At 66.2% G+C, this 13,443-nt stretch carries 13 protein-coding genes, 1 tRNA gene and 1 riboswitch; of the genes, 8 read left to right on the forward strand and 6 right to left on the reverse strand.

Annotated features, from left to right (window positions below; translation table 11 throughout):
* Window positions 1–20: 20 nt before the first annotated feature.
* Window positions 21–2,276, forward strand: coding sequence for a gluconokinase, GntK/IdnK-type (locus tag ACJJV6_RS11400; protein WP_407710497.1), 2,256 nt, complete (start codon window positions 21–23; stop codon window positions 2,274–2,276).
* Window positions 2,277–2,360: 84 nt separating this feature from the next.
* Here ACJJV6_RS11400 and ACJJV6_RS11405 read toward each other — a convergent pair whose 3' ends face one another.
* Together ACJJV6_RS11405 and ACJJV6_RS11410 are read right to left on the reverse strand one after the other, a co-directional pair.
* Entirely contained in the window at window positions 2,361–2,822 is a 462-nt protein-coding gene (locus ACJJV6_RS11405) for an SRPBCC family protein (RefSeq protein WP_407708977.1), read from the reverse strand.
* 188 nt (window positions 2,823–3,010) lie between these two features.
* Window positions 3,011–3,100: transfer RNA gene (locus ACJJV6_RS11410), tRNA-Ser, on the reverse strand.
* Between the two features lie 162 nt (window positions 3,101–3,262).
* Here ACJJV6_RS11410 and ACJJV6_RS11415 point away from each other — a divergent pair.
* From ACJJV6_RS11415 to ACJJV6_RS11430, 4 genes are all read left to right on the forward strand, one after another.
* On the forward strand, window positions 3,263–4,981 hold the full coding sequence (locus ACJJV6_RS11415) for a DUF222 domain-containing protein (protein ID WP_407708978.1): 1,719 nt from the start codon (window positions 3,263–3,265) through the stop codon (window positions 4,979–4,981).
* A gap of 138 nt (window positions 4,982–5,119) precedes the next feature.
* Window positions 5,120–6,163, forward strand: coding sequence for a zinc-dependent alcohol dehydrogenase (locus tag ACJJV6_RS11420; protein WP_407708979.1), 1,044 nt, complete (start codon window positions 5,120–5,122; stop codon window positions 6,161–6,163).
* Window positions 6,164–6,166: 3 nt separating this feature from the next.
* Window positions 6,167–6,562 (forward strand): 6-carboxytetrahydropterin synthase, encoded by a 396-nt coding sequence (locus ACJJV6_RS11425; protein ID WP_009357337.1) that lies wholly within the window; start codon window positions 6,167–6,169, stop codon window positions 6,560–6,562.
* 4 nt (window positions 6,563–6,566) lie between these two features.
* Window positions 6,567–7,661, forward strand: coding sequence for a glycosyltransferase family 4 protein (locus ACJJV6_RS11430; protein WP_407708980.1), 1,095 nt, complete (start codon window positions 6,567–6,569; stop codon window positions 7,659–7,661).
* Window positions 7,662–7,679: 18 nt separating this feature from the next.
* On the opposite strand, the gene tadA is transcribed toward ACJJV6_RS11430, so the two are convergent.
* Window positions 7,680–8,183 (reverse strand): tRNA adenosine(34) deaminase TadA, encoded by a 504-nt coding sequence (gene tadA / locus ACJJV6_RS11435; protein ID WP_407708981.1) that lies wholly within the window; start codon window positions 8,181–8,183, stop codon window positions 7,680–7,682.
* Window positions 8,184–8,243: 60 nt separating this feature from the next.
* Between tadA and ACJJV6_RS11440 the strand changes: the two genes are divergently transcribed.
* From ACJJV6_RS11440 to ACJJV6_RS11450, 3 genes are read left to right on the forward strand one after another with little or no spacing between them, the layout of a single operon-like run.
* Window positions 8,244–9,047, forward strand: a complete 804-nt coding sequence (locus tag ACJJV6_RS11440) for a phosphatase PAP2 family protein (protein ID WP_354176464.1) — start codon at window positions 8,244–8,246, stop codon at window positions 9,045–9,047.
* A 12-nt stretch (window positions 9,048–9,059) separates the two neighbouring features.
* The gene (upp, locus tag ACJJV6_RS11445) at window positions 9,060–9,695 is read left to right on the forward strand and encodes a uracil phosphoribosyltransferase (protein WP_407708982.1); all 636 of its coding nucleotides are present in this window, start codon (window positions 9,060–9,062) and stop codon (window positions 9,693–9,695) included.
* Between the two features lie 45 nt (window positions 9,696–9,740).
* The gene (locus ACJJV6_RS11450) at window positions 9,741–10,115 is read left to right on the forward strand and encodes a glyoxalase superfamily protein (protein WP_407708983.1); all 375 of its coding nucleotides are present in this window, start codon (window positions 9,741–9,743) and stop codon (window positions 10,113–10,115) included.
* A gap of 78 nt (window positions 10,116–10,193) precedes the next feature.
* On the opposite strand, the gene ACJJV6_RS11455 is transcribed toward ACJJV6_RS11450, so the two are convergent.
* The 3 genes from ACJJV6_RS11455 to ACJJV6_RS11465 form a co-directional block, all read right to left on the reverse strand.
* Window positions 10,194–10,904: a hypothetical protein gene (locus ACJJV6_RS11455; RefSeq protein ID WP_407708984.1), complete on the reverse strand. Its 711-nt coding sequence runs from the start codon at window positions 10,902–10,904 to the stop codon at window positions 10,194–10,196.
* A gap of 5 nt (window positions 10,905–10,909) precedes the next feature.
* Window positions 10,910–11,070, reverse strand: a riboswitch (cyclic di-AMP (ydaO/yuaA leader).
* 123 nt (window positions 11,071–11,193) lie between these two features.
* Window positions 11,194–12,693: a sensor histidine kinase gene (locus ACJJV6_RS11460; RefSeq protein ID WP_407708985.1), complete on the reverse strand. Its 1,500-nt coding sequence runs from the start codon at window positions 12,691–12,693 to the stop codon at window positions 11,194–11,196.
* Between the two features lie 6 nt (window positions 12,694–12,699).
* Window positions 12,700–13,440, reverse strand: coding sequence for a response regulator transcription factor (locus ACJJV6_RS11465; RefSeq protein ID WP_009357330.1), 741 nt, complete (start codon window positions 13,438–13,440; stop codon window positions 12,700–12,702).
* Window positions 13,441–13,443 lie beyond the last annotated feature (3 nt).

Genomic DNA, 13,443 nt, shown 5'->3' on the forward strand with positions numbered 1-13,443 from the left:
GCAAGCTCCGTGTGGTGGTGATGGGCGTGTCCGGCTGCGGCAAGACGACCATCGGCGACCTTGTCGCCCGCGAACTCGGCGTCCCCTTCCTCGACGGCGACTCGCTCCACCCGGTGGAAAACGTCGCCAAAATGGCGGCCGGCACCCCGCTGACCGACGACGACCGCTGGCCCTGGCTCGCCACCGTCGGCGCCGCTCTGGCCCAAGCCGGTGACGGCGGGCTGGTGCTCGCCTGCTCGGCGCTGCGCCGCAGCTACCGCGACGCCATCCGGGAACAGGCCCCGGACACCGTCTTCCTGCACCTGCACGGAATCAAGGAAGTCCTGAAAGCCCGCACCGAAGGGCGGACGGGGCACTTCATGCCGCCCGCACTCCTGGACTCCCAGCTCGCCACGCTGGAACCGCTCGAAGCCGACGAAGCCGGATTCGTCGTCGACATCGCCGCCCCCGTCGCGGACGTTGTGGCCGCGGCACTGACAAACCTCGCCGCCGTCGTACGCCCTGCCCCTGATCGGGCAGGCACCAAGCCGCGGCAGCCCGGCGTCCACCTGGCTGCTCCGCCGTTCAATCTCGACGACGACGCCATCGCCTGGGTGGAAGGCACCATCGGTGCCATGACGCTTGAGGAGAAGATCGGGCAGCTTTTCATCAACCACAACAACAGCTACGCGCCGGAGTACCTCGATGGCGTGCTGGACACCTACCACGTGGGCGGCATGCGCTACCGGCCGGGTCCGTCCGCGGCCGTGCAGGAACACATCCGGTACGCCCAGTCGAGGTCGCGCATTCCGCTGCTGGTGGCTTCCAACCCGGAGATGGGCGGGGCCGGAAGCTGCGACGACGGCACGTTCGTGTCCACGCACCTGCAGGCGGGGTCGCACCCGGACAAGGGTATTGCCCGGCAGATGGGCCAGGTGGCCGGCGTCGAAACCGCGGCTTTGGGCTGCAACTGGGCGTTCTCGCCCATCGTGGACATCCACTACAACTGGCGGAATACGGTCATCTCCACGCGATCCTTCGGCAATACGCCGGAGATCGTGGTGGAGCGGGCAAAAGAGTACTTCGACGGCATCAGCGAGTCGCCCACCGTCTGCGCCATGAAGCACTTTCCCGGCGACGGTGTTGATGAGCGTGACCAGCATGTGGTGACGTCCTACAACACGTTCAGTTATGAGGAGTGGAACCGGACCTACGGCCACGTGTACCGCGAGATGATCGCACACGGGGTGCAGTCCATCATGGTGGGGCACATCGGGGCGCCGGAGCTGTCCCGGCACTTCCGGCCGGGGCTGCCGGATTCCGAAATCCTGCCCGCCACGCTCGCACCCGAGCTGCTGCAGGACCTGCTCCGCGGCGAGCTGGGTTTCAACGGGTTGGTCCTTACCGACGCGTCGCTGATGGTAGGCCTGACGCAGGCGATGAAGCGCAAGGACCTGGTGCCTGCCACCATTGCCGCGGGCTGCGACATGTTCCTGTTCTTCCGCAACCCTGCGGAGGACTTTGGCTACATGATGGACGGGTACAAGTCCGGCGTTATCAGCGAGGAACGGCTGCACGATGCCCTGCGGCGGATCCTTGGGCTGAAGGCTTCGCTGGGGCTGCACCGGAAGCCTTTGGACGAGCTGGTGCCGCCTGTTGAGGCGCTGTCCGTCATTGGTTCCGAGGCGCACCGGGCCATTGCGGCCGACGTCGCGGACAAGACGGTCACCCTGGTCAAGGACACTGCGGGAAACCTGCCCATCACCGCCGAAACCCATCCGCGGATCCGGCTGTACGGCATCTCCGGCGGTGCTGACTTCACCCGGGCCGATCCGCTGGCCTACCTGGACACCGTCAAGGAGGAACTCGAGGCGGCCGGTTTCGAAGTCCATGTCTTCCGGACCGCCGAGCAGCGTGAAGCTGCGGGGGAGGCGGACGTGAACTTCATGACCGTCCTGGCAGAGGAAGCCACGGGGGACTACCCGGAAAAGTACGACGCCGCTTTCGTGTTTGCCAATGTCAAAGGCTTCGCGCAGGAGGCGGCCATCCGGATCAAGTGGTCCTCACCGATGGCGGCCGAGATCCCGTGGTATGCCACGGAGGTCCCCACGGTGTTCGTGTCGCTGAACCAGCCAAACCATTTGATCGACGTGCCCATGGTCCGTACGGCGATCCACGCGCACGCCGGTTCACGGGAGGCCATCCGGGCAGCCATCGAAAAGATCCAGGGCAAGTCTGCGTTCCAGGGGACGTTCAACGACAACGTGTTCTGCGGGTCCTTCGACACCCGGCTCTAGATATCGCGCTGGCGGCCGGGACGCCGGGCGCGGGGATGAATCCCTGTGTCCGGCGTTCTTGCGTTGTGTCACAGGGGACGTTCGTCAGGCGCGGCCGGAGGCGTCACGGGCGGCCTTCTCGCTGGCGGCCAGCATGTCGGTGAAGGTGGCTTTCAGCATCCTGTCGATCAGTGGCCCGGTGAATCGGCCGATGGGGCCGCCGCGGGGGACGTAGCGGTAATCGAAGGTCGCCAAGGTCCCGTCGTCCACGGCTACAAGTGAGAGTGAAGACTTGGCACTTTTGAACGGAACCAGCGCGTTCGGATGATTCTCTGTGTCCATCCTGCGGCCTTTATCCCAGACAGTGACGGTTTCATCCATGGTGCCCATGGGCTTGAGCTCGACGCGCCGGCGGGCACCCACTCCGCTGGACTGGTCGCCAATGGCACAGGTTGCCCTGAGGCCGTGCCAGTGCTCGGCGAGATGCGGGAAATCGGAGTAGAACTCCCACACTGAATCGGCGGGAACGGGCATTCGACGCTGCACGGTGATATGGCGTTCCGGCATGTGAACCACTTCGAATCTGCGCCTGGCGGGAGGGTGTGCAGTTCCATGATCCCGCTGGCAGAAGCAGCCCGCAATCCTTTTCGAAGCCTTCTGCCCAGTATGCAGAACCCGCGACATCCCAGGACTGGAACCCAGGAAAGCAGAAGGTCCCGGTTCCTTTGTCTCAAAGGAACCGGGACCTTCTCATCTGGCGGTGACGGTGGGATTTGAACCCACGTTGGCTTTTACACCAAACAACATTTCGAGTGTTGCACCTTCGGCCGCTCGGACACGTCACCAACCTCAATAGGGTACCGGAGCGGGGCGCACATCCCCAAAACGGGAGATGATCCCCGGTGGTAGGGCTGCTCACCCCCGCGACCTTTGGGGCAGCTGGCGGGGGTGAGCAGCCGTGCAGAGCTGCCTGCCAAAATGTCATACCCCCATTAGAGGATGTCTTTATGGGAACCGGCACGCGCACGGCGTCAGCGATGGAGGGCATTCGGTCCTCCATGGCTGCCCTCGAGGCGCTGTTCCTCGAAGAGGAGGAACTGGAGGCTACGGCCGCAGACGGGAATGCCGACGAATCCGTGGTGGATGTCATGGGGCGGTTGTATCGGCTTCGGTTGGCGCGACTGGAGGTGGAGTCGACACTGGAAGCCCAGAACGCCGCACTGAAAGCCCGGGACTCGGCCGAGGCCTTCGACCTGCAGCAGGCCATGACACCACCCGACGCCTCCACTCACGACCGCACGTACGCGGAAATATCGGCAGTGGAAGAAATCGCCGGGGTCCTGACCATCAGCTCCGGGGCAGCAGGGGCGTTCCTGTCCCAGTCCCGGCGGGTCTGCTCCCTCCCCTCGGTCTACGGGAACCTGTTTTCAGGGGCGTTGTCGTGGCAGGGCGCCAGGATCATCGCTGATGAAACAGAGGCCCTGGACCATCCCGCAGCCGTAGCCCTCGCGGACCATTTCTTGGACCCGGACGCTCCGAATCCTGCGCGCGGATGCCCCGCCGCGAACCTTGTGCCGTCGCGGCTGCGGGCCAAGGTCAGGGCCTGGCGGGAGCGGCAGCATCCGGAGTCGATCGAGAAACGGCACGCCAAGGGTGTTGCGGACCGGAGGGTCGAATTCACCCCTGACCGGGACGGCATGGCCTGGATCTCCGCCTACCTCCCGGCCGACAGCGCGTTGGCGGCCTGGAACAGAACCACGGCCATCGCCCGCGGCCTCCAAGGACCCAACGAAACCCGCACCCTCACCCAAATCAAGGCCGACGAAGTTGCCCGCCGCCTCCTCGCCCCCGCCCACGCCATCACCACCACCACAGACGCCGGCACCGGCACCGGGCCGAGCATAGCCACCCCGGCCGGCGGCGGGGACACGGAAGGCAGCCAGGGACAGTTCCCGAAAGACTTCATCGGGCTTGCCGCGCTCGATGGTTCTGACGAGCCCGCTGCGGACCTTGGCATCCCCGACGCCCTGGCAGCGTCCCTGGAGGCGAGCAGCGCCGGCGACCATGGAGACAGCAGCCTTGGGGATTCCCCAACCTGCGCGTTTCTCAGCGACCCGGAGGTCGGGAAGATTCCGACCCCGCGGGCGGACGTCATCGTTACAGTCCCCGTGTTCGCCCTGTTAGGCCAAGCCGACGAACCGGCCATCCTCGACGGCTACGGCCCCATCCCCGCATCCATGGCCCGCAAACTCCTCGCCGACGGAGCCGACTCCTTCACCCGGGTCCTCATCGACCCACGCGACGGCGCCCCGCTGGAAATCGGCCGCACCAGCTACCGGCTCACCAAAGCCATGCGACAAGCCCTCACCCTTCGGGACGGCAAATGCACCTTCCCCGGCTGCAACAACAACGCCCTCGACAACGAAGCCGACCACCTCCAAGCGTGGCAACACGGCGGAACCACCGGGATCAGCAACCTGGCACAACTCTGCCCGAAGCATCACCGCCTGAAACACAACAGCGGCTGGACACCCACCCAAGCAACAAAAAACGAACCACCCGGCTGGAAATCACCCACCGGCCGCACATATCCCGCCGAGCAACCCGACCGGGAACCACCGTGTCTGCCCGAGGGAATCCTGCCGCCCGGAATTTTGCCACCGGCAGTCCTCCCGATGAAACGAAGCCTCCTTGAGGATGCCGTTGTCGCATATCTGTCAGGCTGACAACACATGTGGCGTGCCCCGCCCGCCGTATTACCTCATGCCTGGACGGCTGCACACCGCCGCCAACCGGCGCACGGTGACGCCAACCGCCGTCGGACTTTCCCCGCCCGCTCCTGTCCGGCTAGATTCATCAGCAAGATGACTAATGCGAATAACCCCGTCCACGCCACCGCCTACTGGACCACGGCCCGGGAACACGGGGAGCTCCTGCCGGAGGAGCTCCGGGCTCCCGGCCCCGGCGAAGCCCTGGTGTGTGCCCTCTATTCCGGTATCAGCAAAGGCACGGAGATGGTGGTCCACAGCGGCGCTGTCCCGCCCAGGGTGGCCCAGGAGATGCGGGCACCCCACCAGGAGGGGCAGTTCCCGGGTCCGGTGAAGTACGGCTACCTGTCGGTGGGCGTGGTGGAGGAGGGCCCGGAGGAATGGAAGGGCCAGCGGGTCTTCTGCCTGAACCCGCACCAGGACCGCTACGTGGTCCCGGTGAACGAGCTGACCCGGATCCCGGACGACGTTCCTTCGCAACGCGCAGTCCTTACTGGAACCGTGGAGACTGCTGTCAACGCACTGTGGGAGGCCGGACCGCGCCTGGGGGACCGGGTGGCGGTGGTCGGCGCAGGGCTGGTGGGCGGCATGGTGGCGACCCTCCTGCGCACTTTCCCCCTGTCCCGTCTCCAGCTGGTGGACCTGGACCCAGGCCGGAAGAACCTGGCGGACGCGCTGGGCGTCGACTTCGCCCACCCGGATGACGCGCTGGCCGACTGTGACATCGTCTTCCACTGTTCAGCCTCGCAGGAAGGCCTGGAGAGAAGCCTGCAGCTGGCCGGCGATGAGGGGGACGTCATCGAGATGTCCTGGTACGCCAACCGCGAAGTCACCCTGCCGCTCGGCGAAGACTTCCACGCGAGGCGCCTGTCCATCAGGGCCAGCCAGGTGGGCGTCGTGGCCCGCGCCCGCCGCCACCGCCGCACCAACGCGGAGCGCCTGGAGCTTGCGGTGTCCCTCCTGAAAGATCCGGTGTTCGATGCGTTCCTCACCGGGTCGTCGCCATTCCAGGACCTGCCCGAGGTGGTGCAGGGCCTCGCCCACGGCACCATCGAGGCCCTGTGCCACGTCATTGAATACCCGCAACACAACGCAGAACCGCAGCAGTCAGCCCCCAGCCATCCCACAGACCAGAGGTAACGCATGTTCAGCCTGACCGTACGCCGCCACTTCATGATCGCCCACAGCCTGCCCCGCGAGGCTTTTGGCCCGGCCCAGGCCCTGCACGGGGCCACCTTCGTCGCTGAGGTTTCGTTCCGCCGGCACACGTTGAACGACGACGAAATTGTCCTGGACATCGGCGCCGCCGGAACCGTCATCGAGGAGGTGCTGGCAGGGCTCAACTACCGCAACCTGGACGAGCACCCGGACTTTGCGGGCAGGCTCAGCACCACCGAGGCGCTGGCGCAGTACATCGCCCAGGAGGTCGCGGGAAAGATTGAAAACCACGACGACGGCCGGCACCTGCAAGGGATCGACGTCACCCTGCGCGAAAATCCGGACGCCTGGGCCACCTACTCGCTGGACCTGTCCGCCTAGACCCATGCGCCGCATCCGCCTGCTGGTTCCCGGCAATATCCACCACCACTCCGGCGGCAATGCCTATAACGCCAAGCTGGTCCGCGGGATGACGCAGCTCGGGGCCGACGTCGAGGTGGTGCCCGTCGACGGCGCGTGGCCGGAACCCTCAGCCAAGGACCGGCGCCGGTTCGGTGGCCTTATCGGCGCCTGGGGTCCGGAAGCGGAGCAGGAGCCTGCCGTGGACATCGTGGACGGACTCGTCGCCGTCGGCGTCCCGGACGAATTGGAGTACGCGGCCAAGGCCGGGCAGCATGCCTGGGTGCTGGCGCATATGACAGTCGATGTGACGGAGGATCCCGGTCCGCTGAAGCGGGAGGCGCGGTCCATGCGGGCAGCTTCCGGAATAATCTCCACCAGCACCAGCACGGCGGCCATCCTGCGGGAGCGCCATGGGCTCGCTGGCATCCGCGTAGCCCTCCCCGGCGTCGATCCAGCACCGGTGGCGTCCGGGTCCCGGCCGCCCCGCCTGATTGTCGTGGCGGCCCACCTGCCCAACAAGGACCAGCTGCTGACAGTTGAAGCACTCGCCTTGCTCAAGGATCTTGAATGGAGCGCCGCCATGGTGGGATCTGACCAGGCGGACCCGGCGTACGCGGCGGAGGTGCGGGCCGCCGTCGCTGCTTCCGGGCTGGACGACCGGCTCCGGATCACCGGCGAACTCCTGGGCGACGCCCTGGAAAGGGCGTGGGACGCCGCGGACCTGAGCCTGCTGGTGTCCCGGGTGGAGGCCTTCGGCATGGTGGTCACGGAGTCGCTGGCACGGGGAATCCCGGTGGTGGTGCGGCAGGGGACAGGCGCCGAGGAAGCGCTGGGGCTGGCAGGGTTGATGAACGACGACGGCGGCGCCCGGCTTCCCGGCGCGGCCGTACCGCTTGTGCCTGGAGACCGGGAGAACCCCGCGAGGCTCGCCGGCGTCCTGCGCCGCTGGCTTCAGGACCAGGCCGCGAAGGACGAATGGCGGGCGGCGGCACTGGCTGCCCGGGACCTGCTGCCCGGGTGGGACCAGACGGCACGAACCGTCCTCGACGCGGTGGAGCCAGGGAGGGCAACCGGCTAGGACCGCGACAACATCCTGCTACAAGCGGCTCCGGTGCCCGGCGAAGAAATCGCGGAGCAGTTCCGCGCATTCGGCTTCCCGCACCCCGGGGTAGACCTCTACCCAGTGGTTGAGGCGGCGCTCGCGCAGGACATCGAACACCGATCCCGCGGCGCCGGCTTTCTCATCCCAGGCACCGAAGACAACCCGGGGAATCCGGGCGAGGACGATTGCGCCGGCGCACATGGCGCACGGTTCAAGGGTGACCACAAGCGTGCAGTCGGACAGCCGCCAGCCGTCTGCCTGCCCGCCGCTGCGGGCGGCGAGCTCGCGCAGCCGCTCCGCTGCCTGGCGGATTGCTACCACCTCGGCGTGCGCCGTCGGATCCCCAAGCTCCTCCCGCTGGTTGCGCCCGGAACCCAGCACGGCGCCGTCGGGCCCGAGCACCACGGCGCCGATCGGCACGTCCTCTGTCGCAAGGGCGCGGCGGGCTTCCGCAAGGGCAAGACCCATCCACGTGTCGTGTTTTCCAGCGGAGACCATGGCTCAATGATAGTTTCGAAGGATACCCTGAGCCCGTGACGACCAGCGCCGGGAGGCACAATGAGCACCGTCCGTGACCGTGTGGACAAATGGTTCAAACCCTACGCCGCCCTGTGGCTGACCCTGATCATCGGTGGAGCCCTGGTGCTCTCCATGGCACTGCTGGGCGCCGAGGTGTACTCGGACGTGGTGGATGAGGAAGGCCTGGCAAGCCTCGACATTCCCGCCCTCGAGTATTCGCAGTCACTGCGGAATCCGGAAACGGACGCCTTCGTCACCGCCTTCACCAACATCGGTGGCGGGGTCGGGATGCCCATCCTCGCGAGCATCCTGACCGCCTGGCTCACGTTCCTGAGCCGGTCCTGGCGGCCCCTGATCCTGGTTGGCGGTGCGGCCGCGGTCTCCACCACTGCCACCACCATCGGCAAGCGCCTGGTGGGCCGGACCCGTCCGGACCATACGGAGGCCGTGCCACCGTATGAAACAACGCCGTCCTTCCCCAGCGGCCATACCCTGAACACCACCGTGGTGATCGGCGTGCTGCTCTACATCCTGTGCCTGCATTTCTTCCAGCTCTGGGTGCGCATCACCGCCATCACAACGGGCGTGATTTTCATCATCGCGATGGGGTTGAGCCGGGTATTCCTGGGGCACCACTGGCTCACTGACGTGATGGCCGGCTGGCTGCTGGGCCTCGCGTGGGTGCTGATGGTGATACTGGCCCACCGGCTGTTCCACCTGATCAGGCGGCGGGAGCATGTGGGACCGGCACCCGATTTCGAGCATCCGGTGGTGCGGGATGTGGTGGTCGAGGCCATGCATCACGACGGCCCCGGCGGGCACGGGAAGGACAACGCCGGGTGATAGTTTTGACCCATGCGAACTCTCGTTGTGGACCACCCGCTCGTCGCCCATAAGCTCACCGTCCTGAGGGACAAAAACACCCCGTCCCCGGTGTTCCGGCAGCTGACCGAAGAGCTGGTGACCCTCCTCGCTTATGAGGCAACCCGCGAAGTCCGCACCGAACCCGTCACCATTGAAACGCCCGTCAGCACCACCGTGGGAACCGCATTCACCAAGCCCACCCCGCTGGTGGTTCCCATCCTGCGCGCAGGCCTGGGCATGCTCGAGGGCATGACCAAGCTGGTCCCCACCGCCGAAGTAGGCTTCCTTGGCATGGCCCGGGATGAGGAAACCCTGGACATCATCACCTACGCCGAGCGGCTTCCCGAGGACCTCACCGGCCGCCAGATCTTCGTCCTGGACCCGATGCTCGCCACCGGCGGAACCCTGCGCGAGGCCATCAAGTTCCTGTTCAAGCGCGGCGCCTCGGACGTCACGTGCATCTGCCTGCTGGCCGCACCCGAGGGCCTCGCCAAGCTGGAAGAGGAGCTTTCGGACGCCAATGTCACCATCGTCCTGGCCTCCATTGACGAAAAGCTGAACGACAAGTCCTACATTGTTCCCGGCCTCGGGGACGCGGGCGACCGCCTGTACGGCATCGCCGGCTGAGGTTCAAGCCTTCCAAGACAAGGAGCGCAGCCGTAGCCTGTGCCCATGGACTGGAAACTTGAACTCGTGTTTGTCCCTGTGTCCGACGTGGACCGCGCCAAGGATTTTTACGTCAACAAGGTGGGCTTCAACGCCGATTTCGACCAGCGGCCCACTGAGTCCATCCGCTTCGTCCAGCTGACGCCGCCGGGCTCGGCCTGCTCCATCTGCATCGGGGAAGGACTCACGGACGCCCCTCCGGGGACCGGCTCCAACCTCCAGCTGGTGGTCAACGACATCGATGCCGCGCACCGCCACCTCAAGGAGAACGGCGTGGACGTCAGCGACGTGGACGTTCAGGACTGGGGCCACTTCGTCTACTTCGCCGATCCGGACGGCAACAGGTGGGCGGTGCAGTACATCCCCGGACGGGATTCTTAACACAAACGGTGGTTGAGCCTGTCGAAACCCGCCCGGGTTTCGACAGGCTCAACCACCGTTCTGTACCTCAGCTGCGGTTTAGTACCAGTTGTTGGCGTAGTGGAAGTTCAGCGCGCCACAGGGGGACTGGTAGCGCTCCTTGATGTAGTTCAGGCCCCAGTTGATCTGCGTGCGGTAGTTGGTGAGGTAGTCCGCACCGGCGCTTGCCATCTTCTCGGCGGGCAGGGACTGGACGATGCCGTAGGCACCGCTGCTGGGGTTGGTTGCCGTGGTGGTCCAGTCGGATTCCTTGGTCCACAGCGTCACCAGGCACTGCATCTGGTCCTGGGCCCAGCCGTAGGAACCGAGCTGGCCGGCCGCGTAGGCCTGGGCGCCTGCCGGGTCATTGACCGCGACGACCGGAGCAGGCTCCGGTGCAGGAGCGGGCTCGGGTGCCGGAGCCGGTTCTGCGGCGGGGGCGGGCTCCGGTGCGGGTGCCGGGGCGGGCTCGGCGGCCTGCGGAACAACGTTGATTTCGGCGGGGGCGGGGGACTCGGCAGGGTTGGACCGGATCTCGCTCTTTTCGATGCTCATCTGCGCATCGGAGGACGCCGCCGAGGTGCTGGTGGTGGTTGCGGCCGGAATCAAAGCATTCGTCGCCTGGCCGGCGGCGCCGATACCTACCAGCAGCGCACCGGACGTTGCGAGGACCGCGGCGCGCTTGCCGAGGGTGAACTTCTTGCCTTCCGGACGCTGGGAATCGCTGCCTGAGCCCTTTTTTGGGCGCGGTTTAGCCGGGAATGTAAACATGATGAATCGCCTCTCACACCTGCGGAGTTAGCTGTCGGGTTCGGATGAGGGCATCCGGCCGCACGGAAAAATCACGTGCTGGCTTAACCCCAAGGGCAATCAGTGCCCGGGACGGTGGGTCCCCCGCCTCTGCCTTCGATCAAGCGGAATCCGGGAAGTGGCAGAGCTTGGCGTCATCCGGATATACGGCCCGAACGGGAACCGTACCTAATCGACGGTACAGGAGATGGGCGCATAAGTCACATTTAGGTAACGGACATCACGGCATCGGCGCGTCGAGTTGTGCAATCTAGCGCATCAGGGGCAGTTGGAGGGCGAACTCTGTCCTCCCGGGCTGTGACGTCACCGTGACCTTGCCGCCATGCGCCTCGATGATGGATTGCACGATGGACAAGCCGAGTCCGCTGGTTCCCTCAGCGGCCGAGGCCCCCGCCTGGTCACCCGCACCCTTCCGCGCTGCGTCTGCGCGGGCGAACCGGGAAAACACGTGGTCCACGAACTCCTCGGGGATGCCGCCGCCGTCGTCCGTTACGGTCACCACCGCAGCGCCCTCGGATGTGGTGCCGACGCCGGTGACCACCGTGGTTCCCGCCGGCGTGTGCTTGCGTGCATTCGACAGCAGGTTCATCAGGACCTGCCGCAACTGAGCGGCGTCCCCGTTGACCAGGACCGGTTCGTCGGGCAGTTCCAGCCGCCAGGTGTGGGCAGGGGCCATGACCTTTTCGTCACTCACGCTCTCCACCACGAGTTGCGTGAGATCCACCTCGCTGAGCTTCAGGGGCTGCCCCTCGTCCAGCCTTGCCAGCAGCAGCAGGTCTTCCACCAGTGCCGTCATCCGCTCGGACTGGCTCTGCACCCTGGCCAGCGACTTCTGCCCGTCCGGTGTGAAGTCCTCGGTCATCCGCATCAGCTCGGTGTACCCGCGGATCGCCGTCAGCGGCGTCCGCAGCTCGTGCGAGGCGTCGGCAACGAACTGCCGCACCTTGGTCTCGCTCTTCTGCCGGGCCTGCAGCGCATTCGCCACGTTGTCCAGCATGAGGTTCAGCGCGTGCCCCACGCTGCCCACTTCTGTTCCGGGGTTGGAGTTTGACGGCGGCACGCGGACTGCCAGCGCCACCTCGCCGGCATCGAGGGGCAGTTGCGACACCCGCGTGGCAACCTCGGACAGCTGCTCCAGGGGCTTCATGGTGCGCCGGATCAGGACGGTTCCCACCAGCCCGATCATCAGCAGCCCCGCCAGGGACACGAACACGAAGGTCCAGACCAGGGAGGCAAGGGTGCTTTCCTTGCCGGCGAGCGGCAGGCCGGTCACCAGGACATCGCCAAAGTTGGTCTGCACGGCAACCAGGCGGTATCCGCCATTGGACAATGTCCGGTCCACGGGGCGGCCATCGGCGGGCAGTTCCAGCAGGATCTCCTTATCCTCTGTGGACAGTGGGGCCCGCGTGGTGTCGGAGGCAAGAAAGCCGCCGCTGTTCACCTGGCCACTGACGATTCTTGCGTTGACGGTCCCCACGCTCTGCCCGCGTGCATCCAGCGGATCCCTGCCGTTGAAGCCGCCCATGGGAGGGCGGCCGGGATCGTTGGCCCGGTCCGCGGCCTGGTTGAGCTGGTCGTCCAGCTGGCGGGTAAGGAAGGCATCCATGGAGGCATAACTGGCCACGCCCACGGCTCCGCAGATGGCGATCAGCAGCGCCATGGCCAACGCGATAAGGCGGGTGCGCAGGTGCCAGGTGGCGGGCTTGAACCAGCTCCGGGGGTGGGCTGCCGGAGCTTGAGGGGTGGCCATGGCTTCCTACTCCGCCGGCTTGATGACGTAGCCAGCACCGCGCACGGTGTGGATCATCGGCGGGTGGGCGGCGTCGATCTTCTTGCGGAGGTACGAGATGTAGAGCTCCACGATGTTGGCCTGGCCGCCGAAGTCGTAGTCCCAGACCCGGTCCAGGATCTGCGCTTTGCTGATGACGCGCTTGGGGTTCTCCATCAAATAGCGGAGGAGTTCAAACTGGGTGGCGGTGAGCTGGACGTCTTGGCCCGCCCGTGTCACCTCCCGGGTGTCCACGTTGAGCACCAGGTCGCCCACCACCAGTTCGGAGGTGTCCATGGCGGCCACGCCGGAACGCTGCACCAGCCGGTGGAGCCGGAGCAGGACCTCTTCCATGCTGAAAGGCTTGGTGACGTAATCGTCGCCGCCCGCTGCCAGTCCTACGATGCGGTCCTGGATGGCGTCCTTCGCGGTGAGGAAGAGCGCCGGGACCTCGGGTGCGAATGCACGGATCCTGCCCAGCAGCTCCACGCCGTCGAATCCGGGGAGCATGACATCCAGCACCAGGACGTCCGGGCGGAAGTCCTTGGCGAGCTTCACTGCCTCGGGGCCGTCAGCGGCAACAGCAACGGACCAGCCCGCCATGCGCAGTCCCATGCTCATCAGTTCAGAGAGGCTGGGCTCGTCGTCCACCACCAGGGCGCGGATAGGGGAGCCGTCCGGGTGTGAGAGCTTGGGCAGGTTGTTCGTGGTGGAGTGCGGTGTGGCCATGGA

It is taken from the genome of Arthrobacter nitrophenolicus, assembly GCF_045833485.1.
GTDB lineage: Bacteria > Actinomycetota > Actinomycetes > Actinomycetales > Micrococcaceae > Arthrobacter > Arthrobacter nitrophenolicus.